Origin of the sequence: Flexithrix dorotheae DSM 6795 (assembly GCF_000379765.1) — a bacterium.
Taxonomy (GTDB): domain Bacteria; phylum Bacteroidota; class Bacteroidia; order Cytophagales; family Flammeovirgaceae; genus Flexithrix; species Flexithrix dorotheae.
The window spans coordinates 101,769-126,751 of the sequence record NZ_KB903438.1 but is presented as its reverse complement, the minus strand read 5'-3'; the positions used below and the strand labels follow the sequence as shown (position 1 = coordinate 126,751).

At 37.5% G+C, this 24,983-nt stretch carries 19 protein-coding genes; 10 read left to right on the top strand and 9 right to left on the bottom strand.

All coding sequences use genetic code 11. The features are described 5' to 3' along the window. Window positions 1-72 precede the first annotated feature (72 nt). Entirely contained in the window at window positions 73-1,770 is a 1,698-nt protein-coding gene (locus A3EM_RS0112850; protein WP_020528627.1) for an L-lactate permease, read from the bottom strand. Between the two features lie 406 nt (window positions 1,771-2,176). Between A3EM_RS0112850 and A3EM_RS0112845 the strand changes: the two genes are divergently transcribed. The 4 genes from A3EM_RS0112845 (at window position 2,177) to A3EM_RS42270 (ending at window position 7,582) form a co-directional block, all read left to right on the top strand. Next, entirely contained in the window at window positions 2,177-3,073 is an 897-nt protein-coding gene (locus tag A3EM_RS0112845; protein ID WP_020528626.1) for an NAD(P)-dependent oxidoreductase, read from the top strand. 137 nt (window positions 3,074-3,210) lie between these two features. Then, window positions 3,211-4,323, top strand: coding sequence for a pyridoxal-phosphate-dependent aminotransferase family protein (locus A3EM_RS0112840; protein ID WP_020528625.1), 1,113 nt, complete (start codon window positions 3,211-3,213; stop codon window positions 4,321-4,323). After that, complete coding sequence (locus tag A3EM_RS0112835) at window positions 4,324-7,200, top strand: FAD-binding and (Fe-S)-binding domain-containing protein (protein WP_020528624.1); 2,877 nt, start codon at window positions 4,324-4,326, stop codon at window positions 7,198-7,200. Between the two features lie 100 nt (window positions 7,201-7,300). After that, window positions 7,301-7,582 (top strand): hypothetical protein, encoded by a 282-nt coding sequence (locus tag A3EM_RS42270; RefSeq protein ID WP_020528623.1) that lies wholly within the window; start codon window positions 7,301-7,303, stop codon window positions 7,580-7,582. Between the two features lie 41 nt (window positions 7,583-7,623). Here A3EM_RS42270 and A3EM_RS0112825 read toward each other — a convergent pair whose 3' ends face one another. Genes A3EM_RS0112825 through A3EM_RS0112815 form a run of 3 tightly spaced genes read right to left on the bottom strand, consistent with a single transcriptional unit; the run spans window position 7,624 to window position 8,884 of the window. Continuing rightward, on the bottom strand, window positions 7,624-7,950 hold the full coding sequence (locus A3EM_RS0112825) for a hypothetical protein (protein ID WP_020528622.1): 327 nt from the start codon (window positions 7,948-7,950) through the stop codon (window positions 7,624-7,626). Between the two features lie 31 nt (window positions 7,951-7,981). Then, entirely contained in the window at window positions 7,982-8,524 is a 543-nt protein-coding gene (locus tag A3EM_RS0112820; RefSeq protein WP_020528621.1) for an RNA polymerase sigma factor, read from the bottom strand. Between the two features lie 9 nt (window positions 8,525-8,533). Beyond that, window positions 8,534-8,884, bottom strand: a complete 351-nt coding sequence (locus A3EM_RS0112815) for a hypothetical protein (protein WP_020528620.1) — start codon at window positions 8,882-8,884, stop codon at window positions 8,534-8,536. Between the two features lie 447 nt (window positions 8,885-9,331). On the opposite strand from A3EM_RS0112815, the gene A3EM_RS0112805 reads away from it, so the two are divergent. From A3EM_RS0112805 to A3EM_RS0112790, 3 genes are all read left to right on the top strand, one after another. Next, the gene (locus A3EM_RS0112805; protein ID WP_020528618.1) at window positions 9,332-10,621 is read left to right on the top strand and encodes a nucleoside hydrolase-like domain-containing protein; all 1,290 of its coding nucleotides are present in this window, start codon (window positions 9,332-9,334) and stop codon (window positions 10,619-10,621) included. A gap of 255 nt (window positions 10,622-10,876) precedes the next feature. Continuing rightward, window positions 10,877-11,380 (top strand): hypothetical protein, encoded by a 504-nt coding sequence (locus tag A3EM_RS0112795; protein ID WP_020528616.1) that lies wholly within the window; start codon window positions 10,877-10,879, stop codon window positions 11,378-11,380. Between the two features lie 10 nt (window positions 11,381-11,390). Next, entirely contained in the window at window positions 11,391-11,840 is a 450-nt protein-coding gene (locus A3EM_RS0112790) for a DUF3291 domain-containing protein (protein WP_020528615.1), read from the top strand. Between the two features lie 90 nt (window positions 11,841-11,930). Here A3EM_RS0112790 and A3EM_RS42265 read toward each other — a convergent pair whose 3' ends face one another. From A3EM_RS42265 to A3EM_RS42260, 3 genes are read right to left on the bottom strand one after another with little or no spacing between them, the layout of a single operon-like run. Further along, window positions 11,931-13,037, bottom strand: coding sequence for an MBL fold metallo-hydrolase (locus A3EM_RS42265; RefSeq protein ID WP_020528614.1), 1,107 nt, complete (start codon window positions 13,035-13,037; stop codon window positions 11,931-11,933). Between the two features lie 43 nt (window positions 13,038-13,080). Beyond that, window positions 13,081-13,860 (bottom strand): SDR family NAD(P)-dependent oxidoreductase, encoded by a 780-nt coding sequence (locus tag A3EM_RS0112780; protein WP_020528613.1) that lies wholly within the window; start codon window positions 13,858-13,860, stop codon window positions 13,081-13,083. A 52-nt stretch (window positions 13,861-13,912) separates the two neighbouring features. Next, window positions 13,913-14,476 carry a TetR/AcrR family transcriptional regulator gene (locus A3EM_RS42260; protein ID WP_020528612.1) on the bottom strand — a complete coding sequence of 188 codons (564 nt, stop codon included), beginning with the start codon at window positions 14,474-14,476 and terminating at the stop codon, window positions 13,913-13,915. A gap of 468 nt (window positions 14,477-14,944) precedes the next feature. On the opposite strand from A3EM_RS42260, the gene A3EM_RS0112765 reads away from it, so the two are divergent. The 3 genes from A3EM_RS0112765 to A3EM_RS0112755 all read left to right on the top strand — a co-directional run bounded on the left by A3EM_RS0112765 (window position 14,945) and on the right by A3EM_RS0112755 (window position 18,918). Next, window positions 14,945-15,850: a DMT family transporter gene (locus A3EM_RS0112765; RefSeq protein WP_026210267.1), complete on the top strand. Its 906-nt coding sequence runs from the start codon at window positions 14,945-14,947 to the stop codon at window positions 15,848-15,850. Window positions 15,851-16,093: 243 nt separating this feature from the next. Then, window positions 16,094-17,302: a glycoside hydrolase family 88 protein gene (locus A3EM_RS0112760; protein WP_157637862.1), complete on the top strand. Its 1,209-nt coding sequence runs from the start codon at window positions 16,094-16,096 to the stop codon at window positions 17,300-17,302. Window positions 17,303-17,520: 218 nt separating this feature from the next. Then, window positions 17,521-18,918 (top strand): sulfatase family protein, encoded by a 1,398-nt coding sequence (locus tag A3EM_RS0112755; RefSeq protein WP_020528608.1) that lies wholly within the window; start codon window positions 17,521-17,523, stop codon window positions 18,916-18,918. A gap of 68 nt (window positions 18,919-18,986) precedes the next feature. Here the strand turns inward: A3EM_RS0112755 and A3EM_RS0112750 are convergent, their stop codons facing one another. Next, window positions 18,987-21,761, bottom strand: a complete 2,775-nt coding sequence (locus tag A3EM_RS0112750) for a tetratricopeptide repeat protein (protein WP_083925222.1) — start codon at window positions 21,759-21,761, stop codon at window positions 18,987-18,989. Window positions 21,762-22,310: 549 nt separating this feature from the next. Beyond that, window positions 22,311-24,662, bottom strand: coding sequence for a glycoside hydrolase family 3 N-terminal domain-containing protein (locus tag A3EM_RS0112740; protein ID WP_020528605.1), 2,352 nt, complete (start codon window positions 24,660-24,662; stop codon window positions 22,311-22,313). Window positions 24,663-24,983 lie beyond the last annotated feature (321 nt).

Here is a 24,983-nt window from a genome sequence, read left to right as displayed (position 1 = left end):
AAAGATTTTTTTTAAATGATTTTTGATGATCGGTTATAAAGTGGAAATTCTATTCCAATTCTCAAATTCAGCCTATTTACCCAAAAACTCGGTAACCGGATCAGTAAAATTAAATAAAAATACGGCAAGCGTTCCAAGGATTCCCACAACAATTAAATAGTAAATGGTAGGCAAAATGGTTTTTTTCAGGACTTTTCCTTCCTTACCCAAAAGCCCCACTGTAGCAGAGGCTGCCACTACATTATGGATGGCAATCATATTTCCGGCTGCTGCACCTACTGCCTGAAGCGCCACAATTACACTTCCCGGTAATCCCAGCTTCACAGCCGTTTCGAATTGAAAACTGCTGAACATAATATTGGAGACTGTGTTACTTCCCGCAATAAAAGCACCTAATGCTCCGATTGCCGGAGAAACCAGAGGCAATAAATTCCCAAAAATGCCTGCAGCAAATCCCGCCATGGTGATGGGCATACTGGCAATCTCTCCAGTATTAAAACCCGAATTGATATACACCCTTACCATGGGTACAGTAAAAAGCAATACAAAACCAGCTCCCAATACCATTCTGAAAGAATCAGTAGTCGCTTTTTTCAGGCCATCAAAATTCATTTTGTGCAGAAAAAAGGTGATTATCACTACAAAAACTAAAATAGAACCGGGAAGAAAAAGAGGTTTGGTACTGTAAGAAATAGCGGTTCCAAAAAGTTGATCGAAATTTAGCTGAAAGCTTAACAGGGCAGTTTTCAAAGGCTGAAAAGTTCTGCTAATCACTAAAATCACCGCGACCAACACATAAGGAGACCAGGCTTTAAATAAACCCATTTTTGGTTCCTCATCTTCCAGTTTGATATCCAATACTCCGGTCCAGGTTTTATCCCATGTGCTTTTCTCAGGAAAGTCCCAAATATCTTTCGGAACAAGGAAACCTCTTTTCGTAGCAAATGTGACAATAAACAATCCGATTAAAGCCCCAACCAGGGAAGGAATTTCATGAATGCCTAAAAAACCACAAATAAGGTAAGGAATGGTAAAAGCCAATCCACTAAACAGGGCAAAGGGCGCAATTGACAGGCCTTCCTTCCAGGATTTGTTTTTCCCAAAAAACCTGGTCATCATCACAACCATAAAAAGAGGAATCAGTGTTCCGGTGATGGCATGGAACAAAGCCGCATTTTGGGTAATATACACCAGAAACTGATCCATAGTTAAACCAGAACTGCCAAGTATTCCCTCAAATTCATTGGAATACAAACCAGTTCTCACTCCAATTTCCACCGGTGTACCGGCTGCACCAAAAGTTACTGCAGTGCTCTGAATCATCATTCCGATCATTACTGAAGTGGCTGCAGGGAAACCCAGAGCCACTAAAAGTGGTGCAGCAATAGCAGCAGGAGTTCCAAAACCAGAAGCTCCTTCTATAAAAGAACCAAATAACCAGGCAATGATAATGACCTGAATTCGCCTATCAGGACTAATTTCCTTAAAGCCATTTCTGATCACCTGAATAGCTCCAGAGTATTTTAAGGTATTTAAAAGTAAAATTGCCCCGAAAATGATATAGAGAATATCCAAAGTAAAACCTATCCCCTGAACTGTGGAAGCTGCAATAATATCAAAGGGCATTTGCCAGACTACCATGCCTATAAATATGGTAATAAAAAAAACCACAGGCATGGCAAGTTTGGCAGGCCATCTTAAACCCACCAATAAAACTGCAGCAATTACTATAGGGAGAACGGCTAAGAGCGCTAGTAATAAGGATTCCATTTTCAATTAGTCTGTTTAATTAGTAGAAATTTAGGTGCACAGCCTCCAGAAACCCCTTAATAAGGTTTACAGAAAATCAGGCACTTTGCGAATGTTAATGATTGCAGGTAGTGATTATCTAAAAAAATCAGTCACAGTGGTTAAGTTTAAATATAAGCATTTAAAGAAATTAATAACCAGAAGAAGGAAATAAATTTCCCTTAAAAGGAAAAACCAATTTTCTACCCAACCTTTTTCCCAATTTATTATGTGGAAGTGATTACAATTTTTAACTTTAAGAAGTAAGTTTTTCTGACCTAAATCAATGGACAGAAATAAATATCTAAAAATTCACCACAACTGATTGATATTGAGACAGAAAAACTCAATATTAAAAAAGTGCAGGTACTTAAATTGAAAATGTAAAATGGCATTCACTTTATCAAAAGACAAAAAAATTGGCTGGATAGGCACTGGAGTTATGGGCGTTTCCATGGTTGGGCACCTAATGGACAATGGCTACCAGGCCACAGTTTACAACCGAACAAAATCAAAAGCACAAACTCTGCTTGACAAAGGCGCATCCTGGGCAGAAACCCCAAAAGCAGTAGCAGAAAATGCAGACATCATATTTACCATAGTTGGTTTTCCAAAAGATGTGGAAGAAGTTTATTTTGGGGAAAATGGTATTTTGAATGGGGTAAAATCGGGCAGTATGCTGGTGGATATGACCACCACTAAACCAAGCCTTGCCCAAAGTATTTATGAAGCAGGGGTAAAAAAAGGAGTAAAATCTATTGATGCACCGGTTTCCGGAGGAGATGTTGGTGCTAAAAATGGAGCATTATCCATTATGGTAGGTGGTGATAAGGAAGATGTGGATGCGATCATGCCGCTGTTTGAGATTATGGGTAAAAACATCATTTATGAGGGAAAAGCAGGTTCCGGCCAACATACTAAGATGTGTAATCAGATTACCATAGCAGGTACAATGATTGGTGTATGCGAAAGCTTGCTTTATGCCCAAAAGGCAGGACTGGATTTAAACGTAATGTTGGAAGCCATTAGCGGTGGTGCTGCAGGTTGCTGGACATTAAATAACCTGGCTCCCAGAATTGTCAATCGAAATTTCGATCCTGGTTTCTATGTAGAACATTTTATCAAAGACATGGGAATAGCCCTGGAAGAGGCAGGGAAAATGGGTATTGCTCTACCCGGGTTAGCTTTAGTTCATCAAATTTATAAGGCAGTGGAAGCTCAGGGACATGGAAAGCTGGGTACACAGGCTTTAAGTCTCGCTTTGGAGAAAATTTCAGGAATGTAATTTTTTTAGGTGCGAATTCTCCATTAACTTTTCACTTTGTAATTAATTTTTACAAAGTGATTCTTTAGTTGCAAAACTAGAGCTTAAACAAGTGCTTCAGAGAATTCTTTCAATTTAATCGACAAATATTTTTAAATATGCCTTATCAACAAGAATTAAATACCAGTAGCAGAGTTTTAATGGGTCCTGGCCCCAGCAATGTACACCCGAGAGTCTTGAAGGCAATGGCTACTCCTCTGGTTGGCCATTTGGACCCGGAGTTCATTGCAATTATGGATGAGATCAAGGAAATGCTGCAATTGACTTTCCAAACTCAAAATCAATTGACTTTTACTGTTTCTGCACCAGGAAGTGCCGGAATGGAAACCTGTCTGGTTAATTTATTGGAGCCGGGAGATGAAGCCCTTGTTTGCATAAATGGTGTTTTTGGAAGCCGGATGGCCGACATTGTGGGAAGATGTGGAGCCAGACTCACCCAGGTTCATGCGCCTTGGGGAGAACCAATTAACCCTCAATTATTAAAAGATGCACTGGAAACATGCAGTCCCAAAATTGTGGCTATTGTTCATGCAGAAACATCCACAGGTGTTCTTCAGCCTTTAGAAGAAATCAGTAAATTGGTGCATGATGCCGGAGCCATGCTGGTAGTGGATGCAGTCACTTCATTTTGCGGAGTGGATTTAAAAGTAGATGATTGGGGCATCGATGCGATTTACACAGGCACGCAAAAATGCCTGAGCGCACCTCCGGGGTTATCTCCAGTTTCATTTAGTCAAAAAGCAGTAGAAACCATTCTTAATAGAAAATCAAAAGTTCAGAGCTGGTTTTTGGATTTAAGTATGGTAATGAATTACTGGTCAGGAGCCAAAAGAGCCTATCATCATACCGCTCCTGTGAGTGCTATTTATGCCCTGAGAGAATCCTTAAGACTGGTTTTGGAAGAAGGTTTGGAGGCAAGATTCAAAAGACATAAAGCCAATCATGAATTACTTAAAACAGGCCTGGAAGAATTAGGCTTTGAGTTTTTAGTAAAACCAGAATACAGACTACCCCAATTGAATGCAGTAAAACTTCCTGAAGGATTAAATGATGCAGAAATAAGGGGTAGATTACTCCATGAATACAATATCGAAGTCGGAGCCGGACTGGGAGAATTTGCGGGGAAAATATGGAGAATAGGTTTAATGGGTGAAAGCTCCCAACCCAATTTTGTAAATAGTTTACTTTCAGCATTAAAAACCATTTTGTAAATGGTAACCACGGAAATCGATAAATTCACCTCTCTTCTTAAGGAAAATATTAAGGGAGAGGTGCTTACTGATAACTATACCCTGGGCATGTATTCCACAGATGCCAGTATTTATCAGATCAAACCTAAAGTGGTAGTCACTCCCAAGGATGAAGAAGATGTGAAGACTGCCATTAAACTTGCCGGCAAATTTCAGGTCACTATTTTACCCAGAGGAGGAGGCACCAGTCTGGCCGGCCAAACTGTTGGGCAATCCATGGTCCTGGATTTTTCCAAATACATGAACAAGATCATTGAATTTAATGAAAAAGAACAATGGGTAAGGGTTCAGCCTGGTCTGGTAAGAGATGAATTAAATGATTTTTTAAGTGCTTACAATTTACATTTCGCTCCTGACCCTGCTACTTCGAGCCGGGCCAATGTTGGAGGAATGGTAGGCAATAATTCTTCGGGTACCAAAAGCATTTTGTATGGTAAAACTGTTGATCATGTTTTGGAAGCAAATGTGCTTTTAGCAGATGGTGAACAACTGGAATTAAAAGCATTATCCCCACAAGCTTATGCAGAAAAATGCACACTAAACACTTCTGAGGGTAGAATTTATTCAGGATTTAAAACTTTAATTGAGGAAAACAAAACCGAAATAGAAAAGCGCTTTCCCAAGGTAATGCGAAGGGTTGGCGGCTACAATTTAGATGAATTTATCCATACCGATCAATGGAATCTGGCCAAATTAATTACCGGAAGTGAGGGCACCCTGGCTGTTACCCTGGATTTAAAATTAAATTTAGTACCTCTGCCCAAACACAAATCGGTTTGTGTAGTGCATTACCAGGAATTACTGGAGGCCATTGGCTCTGTTGAAAGTATGCTCAAATATCAACCTTCTGCTATTGAGATATTGGATAAAACGGTTGTGGATATGAGCAGAGAGAATATCACCACTAAAAGAAGCTGCCATTTTATTGAAGGAAATCCCAAAGCTATTTTAATTGTTGAGTTTTACGGGGATTCTCCTGAGGATGTCATGGAAAGACCCGAAAATATGATTCGGGAATTGAAGGAAAAACAAATTGGCTATGCCTATCCCCTTTTCCCCGATGGCCCTGATTATGAGGATGTCTGGGTGGTGAGAAAAAAAGGGCTAGGCCTGATGCTGGGGATAAGAGGTGAGAAAAAGCCCTTGCCCTTTATTGAAGATGCGGGAATTCCGGTAAAAGTATTACCTGAATATATTGACCGGGTTTTGAAGGTTTGTGAAAAACATCACACTAAGGTCGCCATGTATGCCCATGCCAGTGTGGGGGTCATTCATGTGCGCCCTATTCTTGATTTGCGGCAAAAACAGGATATTGAAAACCTGAAAAACATTACGGATGATACTTTTGATCTGGTGATGGAATATGGAGGTTCCTGGAGTGGGGAGCATGGAGATGGCCTCGTAAGAAGTGCTTACAATAAACGGTTTTTCGGTGATCAGATTTATAATGCCCTTGTGGAGGTAAAAAAGCTGTTTGATCCTGAAAACCGGATGAATCCGGGTAAAATTGTAGAAGCTCAAACCATAGAACAAAACCTCCGATATGGCTTGGATTATAAAGCGAATCCTCCAAAAACACACTTTAAATATAAGCTTGAACAAAGCTTTGAAGCTTCCATTGATATGTGTAGCGGAGTTGGGGAATGTAGAAAAGTGTTGGGTGGCACCATGTGCCCCAGTTTCAAAGCTACCCGGCAGGAAGAACATTCTACCAGAGGCAGAGCCAATGCTTTGCGATTGGCCATGTCAGGGCAGTTGGGCAAGGCAGGATTATCCAGCGAAAGACTGCATGGGGTAATGGATTTGTGTCTTTCCTGCAAAGCCTGCAAATCGGAGTGCCCCAGTAATGTGGACATGGCCAAAATGAAAAGTGAGGTTTTGCAAATTTATTATAAGGAAAATGGCGTAAAACTCCGGGACAAACTAATTAAAAATGGTGCAAAAGCGGCTCAACAATTTAGTGGAACGTTGGCGCCAATAATTAATACCATTCAAAAAACCTCCATCTTTAAACTGGCACTGGAAAAGCTTGCCGGATTTGATAAAAGAAGAACGCTTCCCTCCTATGCCACCCAAACTTTTGAAAAATGGTATGGGCAAAATCATATTGCAAAAGCTACCGCAAAAAAAGTAGTGTTGTTTGCCGACACTTATCTCAATTACCATGAGCCTCATATTGGGATTGCAGCTTATCAGTTGCTTTCTGATTGTGGTTATGAAGTCATTTTGGGTAAAGCAGGATGCTGCCAAAGGCCAAAAATCTCTCATGGTTTTCTGGAAGAGGCTAAATCGGAAGGTTTGAAAACCCTTTTGCATTTAGACCAATGGATTCAGCAGGGCCTAAAAGTAGTGGTTTGTGAACCCAGTTGTGCATCAGCACTCAATGATGATTTGCTCGATTTAATTGAGGATGAAAGCCTTACCAAAAGAGTAAAAGATAATGTGGTGATGATTGATCAGTTTTTGGTGGAAGAGGTGGAAAATGGTCACCTAAAATCCAGCTTTGAGGCCATTGATGAAAATGTCCTCATTCATGGACATTGCCACCAGAAAGCACTTTACGGTACTAAGAACATGCTGAAATTACTCCAAAAGACTGAAGCCGAAACTAAGGAAATTCCTTCTGGTTGTTGTGGCATGGCTGGATCATTTGGTTATGAAAAGGAGCATTACGATATCTCCAAAAAAATTGGGGAATCCATCCTTATTCCGGCTACCCAAAAAGCTGATGACCAAACGGGAATAGTTGCTTGCGGATTCAGCTGCCGCCACCAGATAGCAGATTTCGCCCACAAAAAAGCCAGGCACTTTGTAGAGGTTTTGAGGGTGAAGAAGTAGTTTTATTTAATATATGCTGAGGTTTACCCAAGTTTAAAAACTTGAATCTATTTTGAGGTTTCAGTAACAAACTGAAACCAGGGAGGACAACAAGGAAAGAATGGACAGAACTATAGGAATTATCATTATTCTTATATCAGCAGTTTGGAGCTGGTATCATGGAGAAATGGTTCATGATGACTTCATTTATGGTGATGAATCAATTTACTGCTTTAGACCAGCTCCCTGGATTTCATCCACAAATTTTTCCCTAGAACTTACTGGAATTTCCATGGGGATATTTTTATTGCTGAAAAGGATGAAAACCACCTTTGGATTATTGATTCCTCTGGTTATTATGATTTTAGGAATTTTACTTGACAATTTTGGAGATTTGGTTTGAATACAATTTCCAAACTGAAACCACACAGAGTTTTTATTTATTCAATTTAAATATCTTCTGTAGGACTTCAGAATCAATTCTACCTGAAACCAAATAATCACAAATAATATCCCTTTCAAAATCAATGAAAAATCTGAAGGAATAATAATATTAGTCGGGATTAAAAAGATAGCCACAAAAGCTCCACTTATCCCGATAATTAAAAAAAACATAGAAAAAGACAGGTATTTCCTAATGTAACTTTTGGATTCTGCTTCTTTTTCAATACAATTCATCACCCTTTCATCAAAATCGTCAGATTTTAATTCCAGATGACTCTTTCTTAATAAAGAAGAGAAATCTTCATGTTCCGAAAAATACTCTTTCATAAATTTTATTTTAATTAGTTTTAATTCTTGTTCATCTACTAAACTTAGTAAGTTTTGTCATTTGAATATGTAAACTTTTTCTCGCTCTGGAAAGTGTCATTTTAACCTTTGACTCTGACCATCCCGTTATTGCTCTTACTTCTTTGATACTTTCCTCCTGAAGATAGAACAATCGCAAAACCAGACTTTCATTAGCCGAAAGTCTTTTCAAAGCAAAGTTAATTCTTTGTATTTGTTCATCATTTTCCTGCACCAGTTTATTTCCATTTTCAGGAACTTCCTTGCTAAAATTTTCTACATAAATGATTTTTGAACTCTTTATCTTTTTCAACCTCCGGTATGCTTCATTCACAACAATTTTGTAGAACCATGTACTAAACCTGGACTTATTATTAAACCCTTTTAAAGCTCTAAAAACATTTACAAAAGCATCCTGTACAATTTCTTCCGCAATAAATTCATCTTTCACTATCGAAATCGCAACAGTAAAAGCCATGTGTTTATATTTTGTTATAAAATATCTGAAGGATGTAGTATCTCCACCAAGGACTTTTTTGATATAATCATCATCCATAGGAATTCCCTAATTTTTTATTTTATCAATATATTTTGCAAGAATTAAGGACGCCCCAACACAGATAAATAATATGGAAAGGTGCTGAGGCTCCGATCCTCCTGAATTTGCATTGGACAAAAGAATGGATTGAAAGAAAAAGGAAACTCCAAACCCTAAAGCAACAATCCCCAATTTCATCCATGGAAACTTCATACCTATTTCATTCTTCTTCAATGCCTCTGAATCAGCTCCATTTTTAATTAAATCAGAGTGGATTTTCATTTTAGCCTTTAGGAAATAATACCAGGTTAAAAAACAACAAATGATAATAGTGACTAATATTATGGTAAGGGATAAAAGAGGATCTATAAGTCTCATTATTAAAATTATTTTAATGATTTATCTTATCAGATAAACTTTTCTACCAAAAAGTCACAATTTTTTTAAAAAAAAGATGATTAAATTTCAACTCACAAAAAAATCTTCCATTAAATTAATTTTTATTTAATATTTAAACACATCAAGCGATAAAATTGAATTTTTTCAAATCCAAACCGAATTCTGATAGAATATGGTTTTGTTTAACAATTATAATCCGGGACAAATTTTCTTCCTGAGAAAATGGAAAGGATGGTAAAACAACAACAAATTTTTCCAAATTGCATCTGCCAATGGCATAAATTTGCAACCAATACCTCTCTATTGCCCCAGTTTAAAAACTTGAATCTATTTTGAGGTTTCAGTTACAAACTGAAACTTGTAAATTTAAAACTCATTTTTAACCAAAAGACTAACCTTTGTTTAAAAAAAATTAAATAGAAGACAATGAACAAACTGATTTTGATTTTTTTGCTTTGTTATTTCCCTGATGTGCTTTGGACGCAACAACCGGTTCCGGATAAACCAAGAGTGCTGATCAGTACCGATATTGGGGGCACCGACCCGGATGATAATCAATCTATGATACATTTATTAATGTACACGGATTTATTTGATTTGGAGGGATTGGTTTCTTCACCTTCTTATGGGGATGGAAATACTGAAGAAATTCTCAAATCCATTGATCTTTATGAAAAGGATTTGCCAAGGCTTAAGGCTCATCAAAAAGGATTTGCTTCTCCAGAATATTTGCGGTCAATCACCAAACAGGGAAGACACGGTGGAGCTCCTTATAAAGGCTATACCACAGCAACTGAAGGTTCCGATTGGATTATAAAATGTGCGCAAAAACAAAGTGAAAGACCACTGTGGGTTTTGGTTTGGGGAGGCCTGGAAGATTTAGCTCAGGCATTACACGATAAGCCGGAGATTCAGGACAAAATAAAGGTATACTGGATTGGAGGTCCTAACAAAAAGTGGAGTGCTAATAGCTATGCCTATATTGTGGAAAATTTCCCAAATCTTTGGTTTATTGAAGCGAATGCCGTGTATAGGGGTTTGTTTTTAGATCAAAATGCACCTGATAACCTAAAAAACAAAAATTTCTTTAAGCATTTTATAAAGGATGCAGGAAATTTGGGAAAGGATTTTGGAAACTACTATAAAGGAAATATCAAAATGGGTGATACGCCTTCCCTCTTATATTTAATGGATGGCGATCCAACCGATCCAATGGCAGAAAGTTGGGGAGGAAGCTTTGAAAAAGTTACCCATAGCCCCAGATATATTTTTAAGCGAAATACTACCTTAAATGATACCATAAAGGTTTATTCTTTAGTGGAGTACCTCTTTAAGGGTCCCATTTTGGAAATTCCTGCTGATTCTGCCTGCTTTACTATGTCGGTCTATGCTGGGGTTGGTGAACAAAAGTGGCCGGGATATTATCTGGGAAATGGCAATTATGCGATACGCTATGCTCCTAAAAAAGCTGAGATATTGAAGTATGAGATTAGTTCAGAAATACAGGGTTTTCCAAAGCAAAAAGGCCAGTTGGTCGTCAATAACATTTGGCCTGGTGATAGAACTGCTCATGATTATCAACTGGGAATAAACTGGTATACAGATCCAGCAGATTTAAAATTATTTGAAGATGGATGGCAAGGCGCTAAAACAATACAAAAATGGCGCAGTGATGTACTCAGGGACTGGGCCAAACGATGGAACTGGCTGCGATAAAATGTGAGTTTATCTTTCTTTGCATTTCCTGCTTATTATTAAATGGGTGAAGTTTTCCACTTCACCTGGCTTTATCTTTTAGTAACCTTGATATAATTCCAGTGCACCTGACCTCACCTTTTTTTCAGCCCGAAGTATGGTGGTTTGCCTCACTTTGCTTTTCACATGAATTCCCCAAGTTTTCCTGAAAATTTCTTGCTACCCTTTTTCCCATTACTATTTTTGCCCATTATCATTTTTATGTCTTAAAAAATCATGTCGAAAGAGGAGTTTTATTCTATTATGCCTATCCTGCTTTATGGTATTGCTGTTGGGGATTTGGTGATGCATTTCAAAGATTATTTTCACAGAAAAAAACCTTATTGGCCACATATTGTCACAGGTTTGTTATTCCTTGAGTTGGCATTTTTTAATTTTTATATGCTGTTCTACCATGATTTACCAAAGCATGAAAACTATTTCTTCTTTCTTAAAAATCTGATCACTCCAATTCTGTTTTTACTCACGGTAGCGGTCTATACGCCAAATAATGAAACAGATGCCAAAACTTATTTCCATGCCCATATCAGGATTGTTTTTTGCCTTTTTGCAGCCTTTATTCTTTCTCATTTTGTAATTGAAGCCAATTCCAATATTTTCTCGTTGGCCCGTCTAATAGGGGTGATTTTAAGTTTATGTTTTGCCTTTACTGAAAAATTAACTTTCTTGTGGATGATGGTTGGTTTACGTTTTATAGGTTTTTTTCTGACAAATTATTAATGCTTCAATTATGGCTCATCTTGCACAGCTTAATATTGCCAAATTGCTATATCCAATTGAACATCCGAAAATTGCCGATTTCCGCAATAATATTGACAAAATCAATACACTTGGAGAACAAAGTAAAGGGTTTGTATGGCGGTATGTCGAAAATCCCAGAATCGCTACCGGAAATGAACCTTTTGCTGATCCCTGGATTGTAGTAAATCTCACGGTTTGGGAAAGTATTGAGGACTTGAAAAGTTTTGCCTTTAATTCCGAACATGTAGAAATATTTAAGGAAAGGGCCAAATGGTTTGAAAAACCATCCTCTCCCCATATGGTGCTCTGGTGGATTCCGGAAGGAAAATTACCCACCCTAGAGGAAGCTGAGGAAAAGCTGGAACTTTTAGAAAAAAACGGAGATTGCCCTCATGCCTTTACCTTTAAAAAAACTTTTGAACCAGAATTAAAAAGCTAATTTGCTGCTCCTGAGAATTATTTAATTTATGTCATAAAAAACCTTTTCAAGATTATCCATAGATAACCTTGAAAAGGTCGGTTGTTTAAATTAATTATCTACATTTTTCCACCAGGGTTCCGGCTTTACTAAATTATCCACTTCCAGAACTTCTCCCACCTTTGGGAAACTCAGTGTCATATTTTTGGGAGCTGCCGCTTTTATTAAGCGATCCACCGGATCGTACCAACTGTGTAGCGCCAGGTCGAATGTACCCCAATGAACAGGAATCAGTACTTCTCCTTTCAGCATTTCCTGGGCATCGATAGCCTCTTCGGGAAATAAATGGATATCATGCCAATTCTTATTGTAGGCCCCTATTTGCATAATAGTAAAGTCAAAAGGGCCGAATTGATCACCTATTTCTTTAAATTGCTCGGTAATCCCGGAATCTCCACTGTAATATATTTTCTTATGCTTCCCCAAAATAGTCCAACTGGCCCAAAGTGTTTTATCCCTATCTAAAATTCCTCTTCCCGAAAAATGCCTTGCCGGAGTACAAACTAATTTTACATCACCAATCATGGTTTCCTGCCACCAATCGAATTCTTTCACCTGGTCAGGCTTTACCCCCCACTTTTCCAAATGCGCACCTACTCCGAGAGGGGCCAGAAAAGGCATATCTCTTTTTGCTAATTCCACAATGGACAAATGATCCAGATGGTCGTAATGGTCATGAGAAATAATCACCGCATCTATTTCAGGAAGGTCTTCAAGCGCTATTGGAGAATCATAGAACCGCTTTGGCCCTGACCACTGGAAAGGTGAAACACGCTCACTAAAAACTGGATCGATAAGCAATCGCGTACCTTCCACTTCCAAAATAATGGTAGAATGCCCCAGCCAGATGTACCGAAAATCCTGACTTGGGGAATTTTCGAATATTGTTTTATCAATGGGTAAAATGGGAAAGTTTTCACCAGGTATCTTATGATCAGCTCCATTGAATAGATAATCATTCATCATGGAAAAGATTTTACCAGGTTCCACAGTTTTGGTCTCAATGGCATTCACAAACTTTCCCTTACCATATTGTGGAGAATTTTTTATTTTTTCAAGCCGGGTTCCTTTTGGAGATTCCCCGAACGAATCACTAAATAGCATACTTGTAACGGTTATGATGATTAAGCCAATTGTTCCTAAAATCCATTTTAACATGAGTTCTTCATTTAATGGTGTATATTCACTACTTCTAATTCCTTTATTTTTTCTCCATCGATTTTCGGGAAAACCGGAGTACCGTTTTTCTTGGTAAAAAGGGAATTACCCAATTTAGCATAAATTTCAAATTGCCTTCATTTATCTCTACCAATTTCCCCTTTTTCATTGCATTATATCCTGCCATGGCCACATCATATGCAGAAGTGAGCTTTTGATCAAAAATTTCTACTCCATCCAGGCTGGCAGATTTCGCAAACTCCGTTTCAGTTGCTCCGGGGCAAAGTGCAGTAACAGTTACATTTGTCCCCCTGAGTTCTTCGGCTATAGCCTGGCTGAAAGAAACAACATAGGCTTTTGTAGCATAATAGACCGCTTGTAAAGGTCCGGGAATAAAACCAGCTGTAGAGGCCACATTTAGAACTTTACCACTTTTTCTGGCTGCCATTCCTGGTAAAAACAACCTTGTAAGTGCGGTAAGTGCCATAATATTTACCTCAATCATCGCCTCATCTTTTCCCCAGTCTCTTTCATGAAATTTGCCATGTCCGCCAAATCCGGCATTATTTATCAGGTATTCCACCACAATTCCTTCCTTTTCCAAAGCTTTATAAATTTCTTCCGGAGCCGTTCTTTTTGACAGATCTTTGGCAATCACTGTCACTTCAACCCTATTCGTTTTTTCCAGCTCAGCTTTTATCTCCAGAAGTTTTTCCTCTCTTCTGGCCACTAATACTAAATTATCTCCTTTTGAAGCATGGATTTTGGCCAACTCTAATCCTATACCACTTGAGGCCCCAGTTATTAATGCTGCTTTTTTCATAATTTTGATTGACTAATCACTCTAATGAATAACTAAATTTTTTTACTTGATTTTAAACACGCTTAATATTATCCCAAAATAGTTCGAAAGCCAATTCATAAAAATCAGCATCTTCTATCAAATGTGGATTCAGGTTTAAATAACTAACTATTGCTAACATCTGATAATGGGTAATATGGTAAATTAGATCGATTGGAATATCTTTTAGAATTTTCTTTTCTATACCCTCTTTAATCATATCAGAAAACAATTTCAATTCCTCCTCTAAATCCTCCTGACTAAGCTGTGTAGCATACGGAGAGTGCATAAATTGCTGTTTGAAATTGTGTTTTTCCTTTTCGGTAATAGACCAGTTTATACTATTATACCAAATCGTTTTAACCTTTGCTTTAACAGACTGTTGCCCTTCAATTCCCTGCAGAATTTTTCGTAAAGAATCTTTTTTTATATCCGCATATAATCCCAAAATAAGTTCGTCCTTAGTCTTGAAATAATGAAAAAGAGTTCCATTGGCTACCCCTGCTGCCTTGGCAATGGCTGAAGTAGGTGTGCTGTGAAAGCCCTGTTCCACTAATAATTTCAATGCTGCTGCTAATATTTTTGCTCTTTTATCCATACTGACCGACTAATCACTCTACAAAAGTGTGAGAAATATTTTTAGGATGCAAATTTTTTTTCTTTAGTCAATTTGATTTCTTAAAAAATTACCAAAAGGACATCCTTAGTAAATTATGAGAGATTAACACTAAGCCATAAAATGATTTAAGATCCTGTAATTTATAATACTTATTTAATTGATTCCAGGCGATATCCGGCCAATTTTCCAGGAGAAATAAGTGAGTAGAAATCCCATTTTAAAGGTTTTTCAATTCGCAAGAAAATGGACATTTCCAAAAATTCCGTTTAGCTTAGCTCCATCAAAAAAATTTTAGAACTATGATAATCACTATAAAAATTAATCTACACCTCTGGCTACTGATTCTTCACGAAATCAGGAGGTTGATGTATTGATTTATTTCTTATAGAATTTATAATTATGCAAACCTCCCATCTGTCTCTGGGAGGTTTTTTTATTTTCAAAAAAATGAATAAACGACAAAACTCATATCAATTAACCGGGGTAATTTTTGCACTTGGGGGAGCGGTCTTCTTTTCTGCCAAAGCTGTTATGGTAAAATTGGCTTATCAATACGATATTGATCCTGTATCCTTACTTTTATTGAGGATGGGATTTGCCCTTCCCATCTATTTATTTATTGGTTTCAGGCCGCAAAAGACAAAACGCAATTTGGTAATCAGTTCAAAAGATTATTTGTGGGTGATAGCAGCCGGATTTGTGGGATATTATTTGGCGAGCTATTTCGATTTTTTTGGTTTACAATACATTAGTGCAAGCTACGAACGATTAATCCTTTTTATTTACCCAACACTAGTCGTGATTTTATCACGGATAGTTTTCAGGAAACCAATAACAAAGATTCAATTACTGGCAATTGTTTTAACCTATATTGGTATTTATGTGGCCTTCATGGAAAACCTGAATATTGAGGATAATAAAAACTTTTTATTAGGTGGCTTTTTTATCTTTTTAAGCGCCTTAACCTATGCATCCTATTTGATGGGAAGCGGTTGGTTAATTCCAAAATTCGGTACCCAGAAATTCACTTCATATGCCATGATTGTTTCCTGTGTCTGCGTGATTATCCATTTTGCGTTTCAAAATACAACCAATTTGTTTGGATATTCCTGGGAAGTTTATGCTTTGGGGTTAGCCATGGCTCTAATTTCCACAGTAATACCCTCTTTTATGATTTCCGAAGCCATTAAAAGGCTGGAAGCTTCCAATGTTTCAATTATTGCCAGTGTGGGGCCTATTTCCACCATCATTTTGGCAGCAATCTTTTTAAATGAACAAATTACCAGCTTTCAGGTATTGGGGACAATAATTGTTATTTTAGGAGTAATATTGGTGGGTAAAGCAAAAAAGTAAGTCAGAAAATTATAATAATATTTTGACTTTAAATATTCCAAAACAATTGGATATTACGATGGCCAAAGCTAACTCAGCATTTCGATTTTCCTGAGGAAAACGGGAACGTTATCGGTTTTTTAAGTCTGATTTTCGCTAAAAATTCTACTTTCAAAATACTGGTATTGAGTATTTTCGGACCATTAATATTTTAATTCAAATAATTACTAATTTTATTTAGTGGCCTAATTACCTATGACAAATATGAAAAATATAACGCTTATTTTTGTACTATTTTGCTTTGGATTCTTCGCCTGTAAGCAAGAGGAAACTCAAAAGGAAGAAGCATTAAGTCCACAGGAATTTATAAAAGAAAACATTGCCTTTTCAGGGGAAAAATATACCACAATGTTGGCTGAGCACACCGATACTCAACAATCGCCAAGAACTACTGACCCTGATGGTAGTTTTAAAACAGTAGCACCAAGAGGATGGACGAGTGGATTTTATCCAGGTAGTTTGTGGTATTTATATGAATACACCGGAGATGAAAAGTGGAAAAAAGCTGCTGAAAACTGGACAGCACCTTTAGTTTCAATTAAAGATTATACCGGAACTCACGACCTTGGCTTTATGCTTTATTGCAGCTTTGGAAATGGATACAGGCTTACTAATAATGAGGATTATAAAACTTATATGATAGATGGAGCAAAGGCTTTAAGCACCAGATTTAATCCTACTGTTGGTTTAATAAGATCATGGGATCATGGTAGCTGGCAATTTCCGGTTATTATTGATAATATGATGAATCTGGAATTTCTATTTTGGGCTACCAAGGCCACAGGCGATTCATCTTTCTATAATATAGCTGTTACTCATGCGGATAATACAATTGCCAACCATTTTAGAGATGACTGGAGCTCTTTTCATGTGGTTGACTATGACACTTTAACCGGAGAATCCATATGGAAAGGTACTCACCAGGGAGCCGCTGATGAAACAGCATGGTCACGAGGACAAGCCTGGGGGCTTTATGGTTATACAGTGATGTACAGAGAAACCAAAGACGAAAAATACCTGGATGTAGCCAATAATATTGCTAAGTTCTACCTTGATCATAAAAATATGCCAGAGGATTTAATTCCTTATTGGGATTTTGATCGACCAGGAGAAGAAAGAGATGTTTCAGCTGCAGCTATCGCTTCAAGTGCCCTATTTGAATTGGCGGAATATGTGGATGGAGCCTTAAAAGAAAAGTATGAAAAATCAGCTTTAAAAATGTTGGAATCCATGGCCTCACCTGCTTATAAAGCAGTGGATGAAAAAAATAATAATTTTATCCTAATGCATTCTACGGGTAATAAAAATGGCGGAAAAGAAATAGATGTTCCCTTAGTCTATGCAGATTATTATTTTATTGAAGCACTGGCCAGGTACAAAAACAAATTAGAAGGAAAACAAATTTATTGGTAAATTACTTCCCGGTTGAAATGTTCAGCCGGGATTTTTTTGTTTAATTTTTGCTACAAACCACGATCTTAAGCACCAGTGCTCCACACCGGGTACTCCATACCGGGTACTATTATTTGCGAGAAAAAGTAATCCCTCTATCAGTCTTTTGTGGCATAATAACACATTATTAATTTTGAATTACTACTTAATTTAAGCCAAACCCTCATAGAATATTGATAATGAAAAGCTACTTTTTGCCCTATGTCTTTGTAATCGCGATTTTATCAGGCTGCACCAACTCCCCAACCAATGAAGCCAACCAAACCTCTGGAGGGGAAGAAAAAATTAGCCCAACCGGACCTAATGTAATTGTCATACTTACCGATGACCAGGGGTATGCAGATGTAGCGTCCTGGGGCTCTACTGACATGGTAACCCCCAATATGGACAAACTCAACAATTCAGGGATGAAATTTCCAAATTTTTATGCCAATTGCCCGGTATGTTCCCCCACAAGAGCAGCTCTGCTCACGGGAAGGTATCAGGAGTTTGTTGGGGTTCCCGGAGTAATTAGGACTCATGCAAGCAATAGCTGGGGATTTTTCGATCCAGATGCGGTTACCCTTGCTGATAAATTTAAGGAAGGTGGTTATACCACAGCCATTATTGGTAAATGGCACCTTGGGCTGGAATCTCCAAATACACCAAACGAAAGAGGTTTTGATTTTTTCCATGGCTATTTGGGAGACATGATGGATGATTATTATACCCATCGTAGACACGATATAAATTATATGCGAAAAAATAAGGAAGAAATTGATCCTGAAGGCCATGCCACGGATTTATTTAGCCAATGGGCATCTGATTATATTGCGGAAAAGGCAGAGACCAAAGAGCCTTTTTTCCTTTATTTAGCTTACAATGCCCCACATTTCCCCGTACAACCGCCTAAGGAATGGGAAGAAAAAGTAATGTCCAGAGAAAAAGGCATTCGGGAAAAGAGAGGCAAACTGGTGGCTTTTATTGAGCACCTGGACGCAGGAATTGGGAAAGTAATGGAAACATTAAACTCCAGTGGCTTAGCCGAAAATACTATTATCGTTTTTACCAGTGACAATGGGGGGTTACTTAAAGACGAGGCCAATAATGGAAAACTTCGGGATGGCAAACAAAGTGTTTATGAAGGAGGACTGAGGGTTCCCACCTGCATCGTATGGCCTGGTAATGTTAATCCTGGAACATCCTCTGAATATAAAGCGCTTTCCATGGATTTATATCCCACTTTACTGGAGGCCTGTGGTGTAGAAATTGATCATGCTATTGAAGGGAAAAGTTTTCTCCCCATTTTAAAGGGTGAAGAATTAAGCGATCAGGGTCGGCCCTTATTTTTTTCCAGAAGAGAAGGTGGTACCAATTATGGTGGGTTAACCATTCAGGCTGTTCAGTTGGATGGTTGGAAATTATTACAAAACAGCCCATTTGGTCCTCAGGAGTTATATAATTTAAATGTAGACCCCTATGAGGAAAATAACCTGATCGATCAGGAAAAAACCAAATACAAGGAATTGAACAAGCTTCTGATGGCCCATTTGCAAAAGGCTGGTCAGGTTCCTTGGCAAAAGCCCGAAATCCAATAAAAACAAAAAAACCTTAAGAAAATCAATTCTTAAGGTTTTAAATTTTATGTGGCAAATTTTCTTAAAACTTATATCCTTATTCCAACAAAAGTGATGTCATCCCTTTGGTCAGCACCAGTCTGGTGCTCTTCAAGCTCTCTTTCAAATTGGATTTTTTGTTCATATGTTGGTCGATGTGCATGTTTTTCAATCATCTCACTAAGTTTTCTGGTTCCTAATCTCATTCTATCGCTATTTGCGGCATCGATAATTCCATCGGTAGTAAGGTAAATCATATCGCCTTTTTCTACTTTTAAATTGTGGGCGGTAAAACTGTGATTTACTTCTTTCTGGAATCCACCGATTGATTTTCTGTCTGGGGAAACTTTAGTCATTTTCCCATCTTTCGCAAAATGGAACATCGGACATTTGGCACCGCTGAAACTTAAACTCAACATGCCATCTTCCCACCTTTCAATACAACACAACCCAATATCCATTCCATCTACATTTTTAGAATCCCTTTGCTTTAAAGCCTCCCTTACACTATAATGCATAGATTCAAGGATTTTTTCAGGTGCATAAATTCCTTTTTCCTTCACAATTTGATTCAGCAATGTATTTCCAATCATAGACATAAATGCCCCTGGCACACCATGACCGGTACAATCAACTGTAGCCACAAATGCCTTATTATCGATCTGACAGAACCAGTAGAAATCACCAGAAACCATGTCTTTGGGTTGGAACATCACAAAGTGGCTGTCAAAAACTTTATTAATGTTTTCTTCTACTGGCAGTATGGCATTTTGAATTCGCTCCGCATATTTAATACTATCAGTTAGCCTTAGGTTTTTATCTTCCAGCTCTGTATATGCAGATTCTAGGCTGAGATTTTGCTCTTTAATTTTTGTTTCACTATCTCTCAACTTGCCATTGGCTTTTCTTAGAATTGCTTCACTGCTTGCTAATTTTGCATTGGTTTCTTCAAGTTCAACCTGCCTTTGTGCCATGGCTTCCTGAGTAGCTTCCAGCTCTTCCATGTTTTGCCTCAATTCTTCTTCACTGGCTTGTAATTCCTCATTTTTCTGGGCAATTTCATTTTGTTGGGCTTTAAGCTTTTTATTCGCTTTTTGCTTCATGATAAATGCGAAAATAATCACCACGAAAACCAAGGCAAACAAGCCTATTAAGCCATATCCATATTGTCTCATTGTAGCTTCTTCGGCAAGTTGTTGCTCCTGAAGTTTTCTTTCAGTTTCTAGCAGTTTATTATTTTTGGCCAATAATTCAATTTTCTGTGCCTTCTCCTGCTCCTCTAAAGCTTTTTGCTTTAATTCTAAATCTTGTAGTTCTTTTTCTTTCTGAAGTGCATTTAATTCTTTTTGTCTTTTTTGTGCTTTTAACTCCTGTTCTGCCAACCTTAAAGCCTGAGCTACTCTTTGCTTTTCATATTGCTCCGCTTTTATCTTGGCATCCTGCAAATCCTGCTGTTGCTTGAGCATTTTCAATTCCTGCTCTTTTTTAGCGGTTTCAGCCTGAAGCTTCTCCATAGCTAAGCCCTGCATTTGCTTATCTGCCAAAAGCATACTTAGTTCCTTTTCCTTCTTTTCGGCATTTACCTGCTTTTGATTAAGCTCTTCCTGCTTTCTTTTCTCCTCCGCATAAAACTCTTCTTTTATTTCTAAATATTTCTTATAAACCACTAAGGCTTTTTTACTTTGACCTGCAGCCTCAAGAATTTCTGCTAACCTCCTATAATTTTTTTCCAGAGTCTCTTTGTCATTATCTTCCAGCGCATAATCAATAGCTTCCTGGCAATAAGCTTTGGCCATTTGGTGATTTCCAGTTCCCATGTAAATAGTAACCAGGTAATTAATCACCCTGCTAATTTCTTTTGAATCTCCTCCTCTTCTTTTAATTTCAAGAACTGTATTATAGGTATTTAAAGCTTTTTCGAAATCCTGCATAGTTTGGTAAACCACTCCCATACTGATCATAATTGAGGAAGATTCATCCTCTGATTTTCCCATTTCCCGGCTTATGTCCAATGCTTTTTGGAAGGATTTTAGAGACGCTGAATAGCTCCCCATCTGCTTATAAATAATTCCTATTTTATTGTAATAGTTTAATTCTCCAGCTTTATCTCCTTCTTCTTTTTTAATATTTAAAATTTCAAAACTACTTGAAAGGGCCTTATCGGTTTGCTTTGAATTGATGTAGATATTAATCAGCTGTTCATTGGTAGTAATCAAAGCTTCCTGATCTCCGGCCTTCCTATAGTATTCCGCAAGATTTAAAAATTCTTTTTCGGCCTTATCTATTTCTCCATTACTTCTATAAATGATTGCCAACAAATAGGTGATTTCATTTTCTTTTGATATATCATTCTTATCTTCGGCAATTTTCTGGGCTTTGGAAAGATATTCTGTAACTTTATCTGGAATATTCCAATCCATATAAAGCTTTGCCGACTCCTTGTAAACACTAAACAATAAATTAGAGTCATTGATTTTTTCAGCCGTTTGACCTGCCTGAATATAATGATCCAGTGCTACAGGGAAATCCCTTTTTAATTTATAGGCATTCCCAAGATTGAGGTTTGATTTTACAATTCCATAATTGTACCTTAATTTTTTGGAAAGCTCAAGTGCTTTCTGTGCATAATTAATTGAAGATTCAATCGAACCATTCATATCGGATATTTCCTGTTCTGCTAATTGGTTGAGGGTGTAAACCTCCATCGTATCAGACTTTGCAAAAGTACCATTGCTTATTTTCCGATTTCCATTTTCATCATCCCCCATGTAGAAAAAAAGTAGGAAGGGTAAAAAGAAGTAAAAGTATTTTAAATGTATTGCCATAACATAAAATTAGATTATAGGATATAGTCCTTAGTTAGTATTATTCCCATCAAAACTTATATTAGTAAGAATTCATATTTACAATCCTTAATATAAATTAGGATGTCATGTAGAAATAGGAAGGGAAAAGAGGGTTGCTCAAGGATAAATTTAAAATAGCACTCAAACCTTACATGATAATTTTAAGCCAAATGTAATTATTATCAAAGCTTGCTCATCAATCTGACGCATCCTCTTTAAAGAGTTTTTTTATTAAAAAACTTAGTGTAAATGAGTTTGAATACCTGTTTTTTTTACAAATTATGGTTTGTAAAATTAAAAATGGAATCACCAGTTTCTCATCCCAAAAGACTGGATTAACTAAAATTAATATAAATCTGGTATAGTAAACTCAAATAAATTACATCAAGAAAAATAATCAGCATACTAATATTTATCCCTCCAATTTACTCCTAAAAGGGTCTTCAGGATAAAAATCAGGCAAACTAACCCTGTCCAGAATAATTAGGCAGCTTTTGTTTTATTCATAAAATTAAAGTTTTAATAATTTCACTTAACAACTGTAAGTACGACCTTTTTTAGTTCTATCGATGATGGGCCTACAAAAATATCAAATTGCCCCGGCTCTAAAGTGAAATTCATCTCCTCATTATAGAAGCTCAGCAGCTCAGGGGTTATCTCAAAACTCACCTGCTTCATTTGGCCTGGTTTAAGGGGAATTTTTTGAAACCCTTTTAATTCTAAAACTGGCCTTGTAACTGAACTCACCTGGTCCCTTATATAAAGCTGTACAATTTCATCTCCTTTTAATGTCCCGTTATTTGTAAGATCAAAAGTAATGGTAGCATTTTCCCCTATTCTAATATAATTTGAACTTAACACAGGATCTCCATATCGAAATGAAGTGAAACTTAATCCAAAACCAAATGGATAGATGGGTGTTGTATCATCAAAAAGATACCCCCTCCTAGCTGACGGTTTGTGGTTATAATAAGCAGGCAAAGCTCCAACTGATGAGGGAAAAGTACAGGGCAATTTTCCACTTGGATTAACATTCCCGAAAATCACATCCGCAATGGCATTTCCCGATTCCTGCCCTAAATACCAACATTCCAGAATGGCATGGGCATGATCTTTAATCTTCTTAATATTTAATGGCCTGCCATTATTGAGTACTACAATTACTTTTTTCCCCATTTGAACCAGCTCCATAAACAATTCCTCCTGTCTTCCAATTAAATCAAGGCTGGCACGATCCCCCAGGTGATTCTCTGACCAAGCTTCCCTTGAGGTCAGTTCATTTCCCCCCATGGACATAATGATCAGATCACTTCTGGAAGCAATCATTAAGGCATGATCCATCAATTTTTGGTCTTCTTCTTCTCGGGGAAGTTCTACCTGATCGAGATACCAGTTACCTGGTTTGGTAATTCTGCAGCCTTCGCTATAAACTACCTGCACCAGATTTCCAATTCGGTTTTCTATTCCCTGTTTAAGTGTAACAAAATAAGGCGGGGAGTCACTATACCCTCCTAATAATACTTTATCGGCATTAGGGCCTATTACTGAAATAGTGTTAAAATCGGTGGCATTTACCGGAAGTATATTATTCTGATTTTTTAAAAGTACAATAGATTTTTGAGCTGCCTCTAAAGCCAGTTTCCCATTTTTATCACTTCCAACCACACGTTCAGTAAGATCAGGATTTACATATGGGTCATCGAACAAGCCCAGCACAAATTTACTTTTTAATACTCTGTATACAGCTGAGTCCAAAATATCTACCGAAAGCGCTCCATTTTTAAACACATCCAGCAAAGCCGGGAAACTGTGCTGATCAGGTAATTCTACATCAATCCCTGACTGGATAGCCCTTATTCCCGCAGAAATACTGTCTTCCTCTACAAAATGAAGTTTGTATAAATCACTAATTCCGGAATAATCTGATACGACCAAACCTTTGAATCCCCATTCATTTCTCAATATTTTTTTTAACAAAAAAGGATTTCCATGGGAAGGTACTCCATCAATTTCATTGTAGGAGGCCATGACACTCATCACATTTGCCTCTTTTACAGCAGCCCTGAAGGGAGAAAGAAAAACTTCCCTTAACTCCCGTTCGGGTATATGAGCCGGTGCAGTATTATTCCCCCCTTCCGGTAGTCCATTGCCTACCAAATGTTTTAGTGTAGACATTACATGTTTCTTATCAATTTCATTTTCATTATTTCCCTGAAAACCCTTAACAGCGGCCACGCCCATACGGGAAACCAGAAAAGGGTCTTCCCCAAATGTTTCTTCAAACCTTCCCCACCTTGGGTCACGGGCTACATCTACCACTGGAGCAAGGGCCTGATGGATACCTCTTGACCTGGCTTCTTCGGCAGTGGTGCTAAATACTTTTTCCACCAACTCGATATCCCAGGAACTGGCCATCCCGATAGGCTGAGGGAAACTGGTTCCATCTTTTGCGACATGGCCATGTAAACATTCCGCATGGAAAATAACAGGTATTCCTAAGCGGGTATTTTCCACGAAATGTTTTTGGATCGTATTAGTAAAGTCAGCCATTTGTCTGGGACTTCTATTCTTCAAATTAACCGGATTAAGCCCCTCTCCTGGCCGGGCAATTTGACCAATTCCATATGGCAACGATTTACTGGTTTTAATTGGATCAAAAAAGCCTTTTTCATCAAGGATCAAATCATCTTTTTGCTGCCAGATACAGGAGATTTGCGCAATTTTTTCCTCCAGAGTCATCTGTGAAAGCAGATTTTCGACTCTTTCCTCAACGGGAAGTTTTGGGTTTTTATAGGAAGGATTATTCTTTTTCTGAGCTACCAAAGCGATAGGAATCCATAAAAAAAATAAAAAGGTCCAATTGTATATCTTCTTAAACATTAATAGCGAAATTTTACAATTCATTTCAAGTCAATTCGACTTTAATATTACTGATTTCAATAAAGTAATTAAAGAACTGGGAGGTTTTTGTAAGCTTAATTGGAAAATGTTTCAGGAATAGAAAATTCTGCATAAAATTTTCAAATCCTTATAATACTTTCAATTCACAATGGTGTCCTTATTAATGGATTAATTTAACAAACTTTTAAAAGACAGAATCTAACAATAAACCATTGATAGTCAAGAGCTAACCATCCAATTCAAAGAAAACCAAAGTGAGTTATTATCTGAATAATTCCGAATTTTCAATTATTTAGCTAT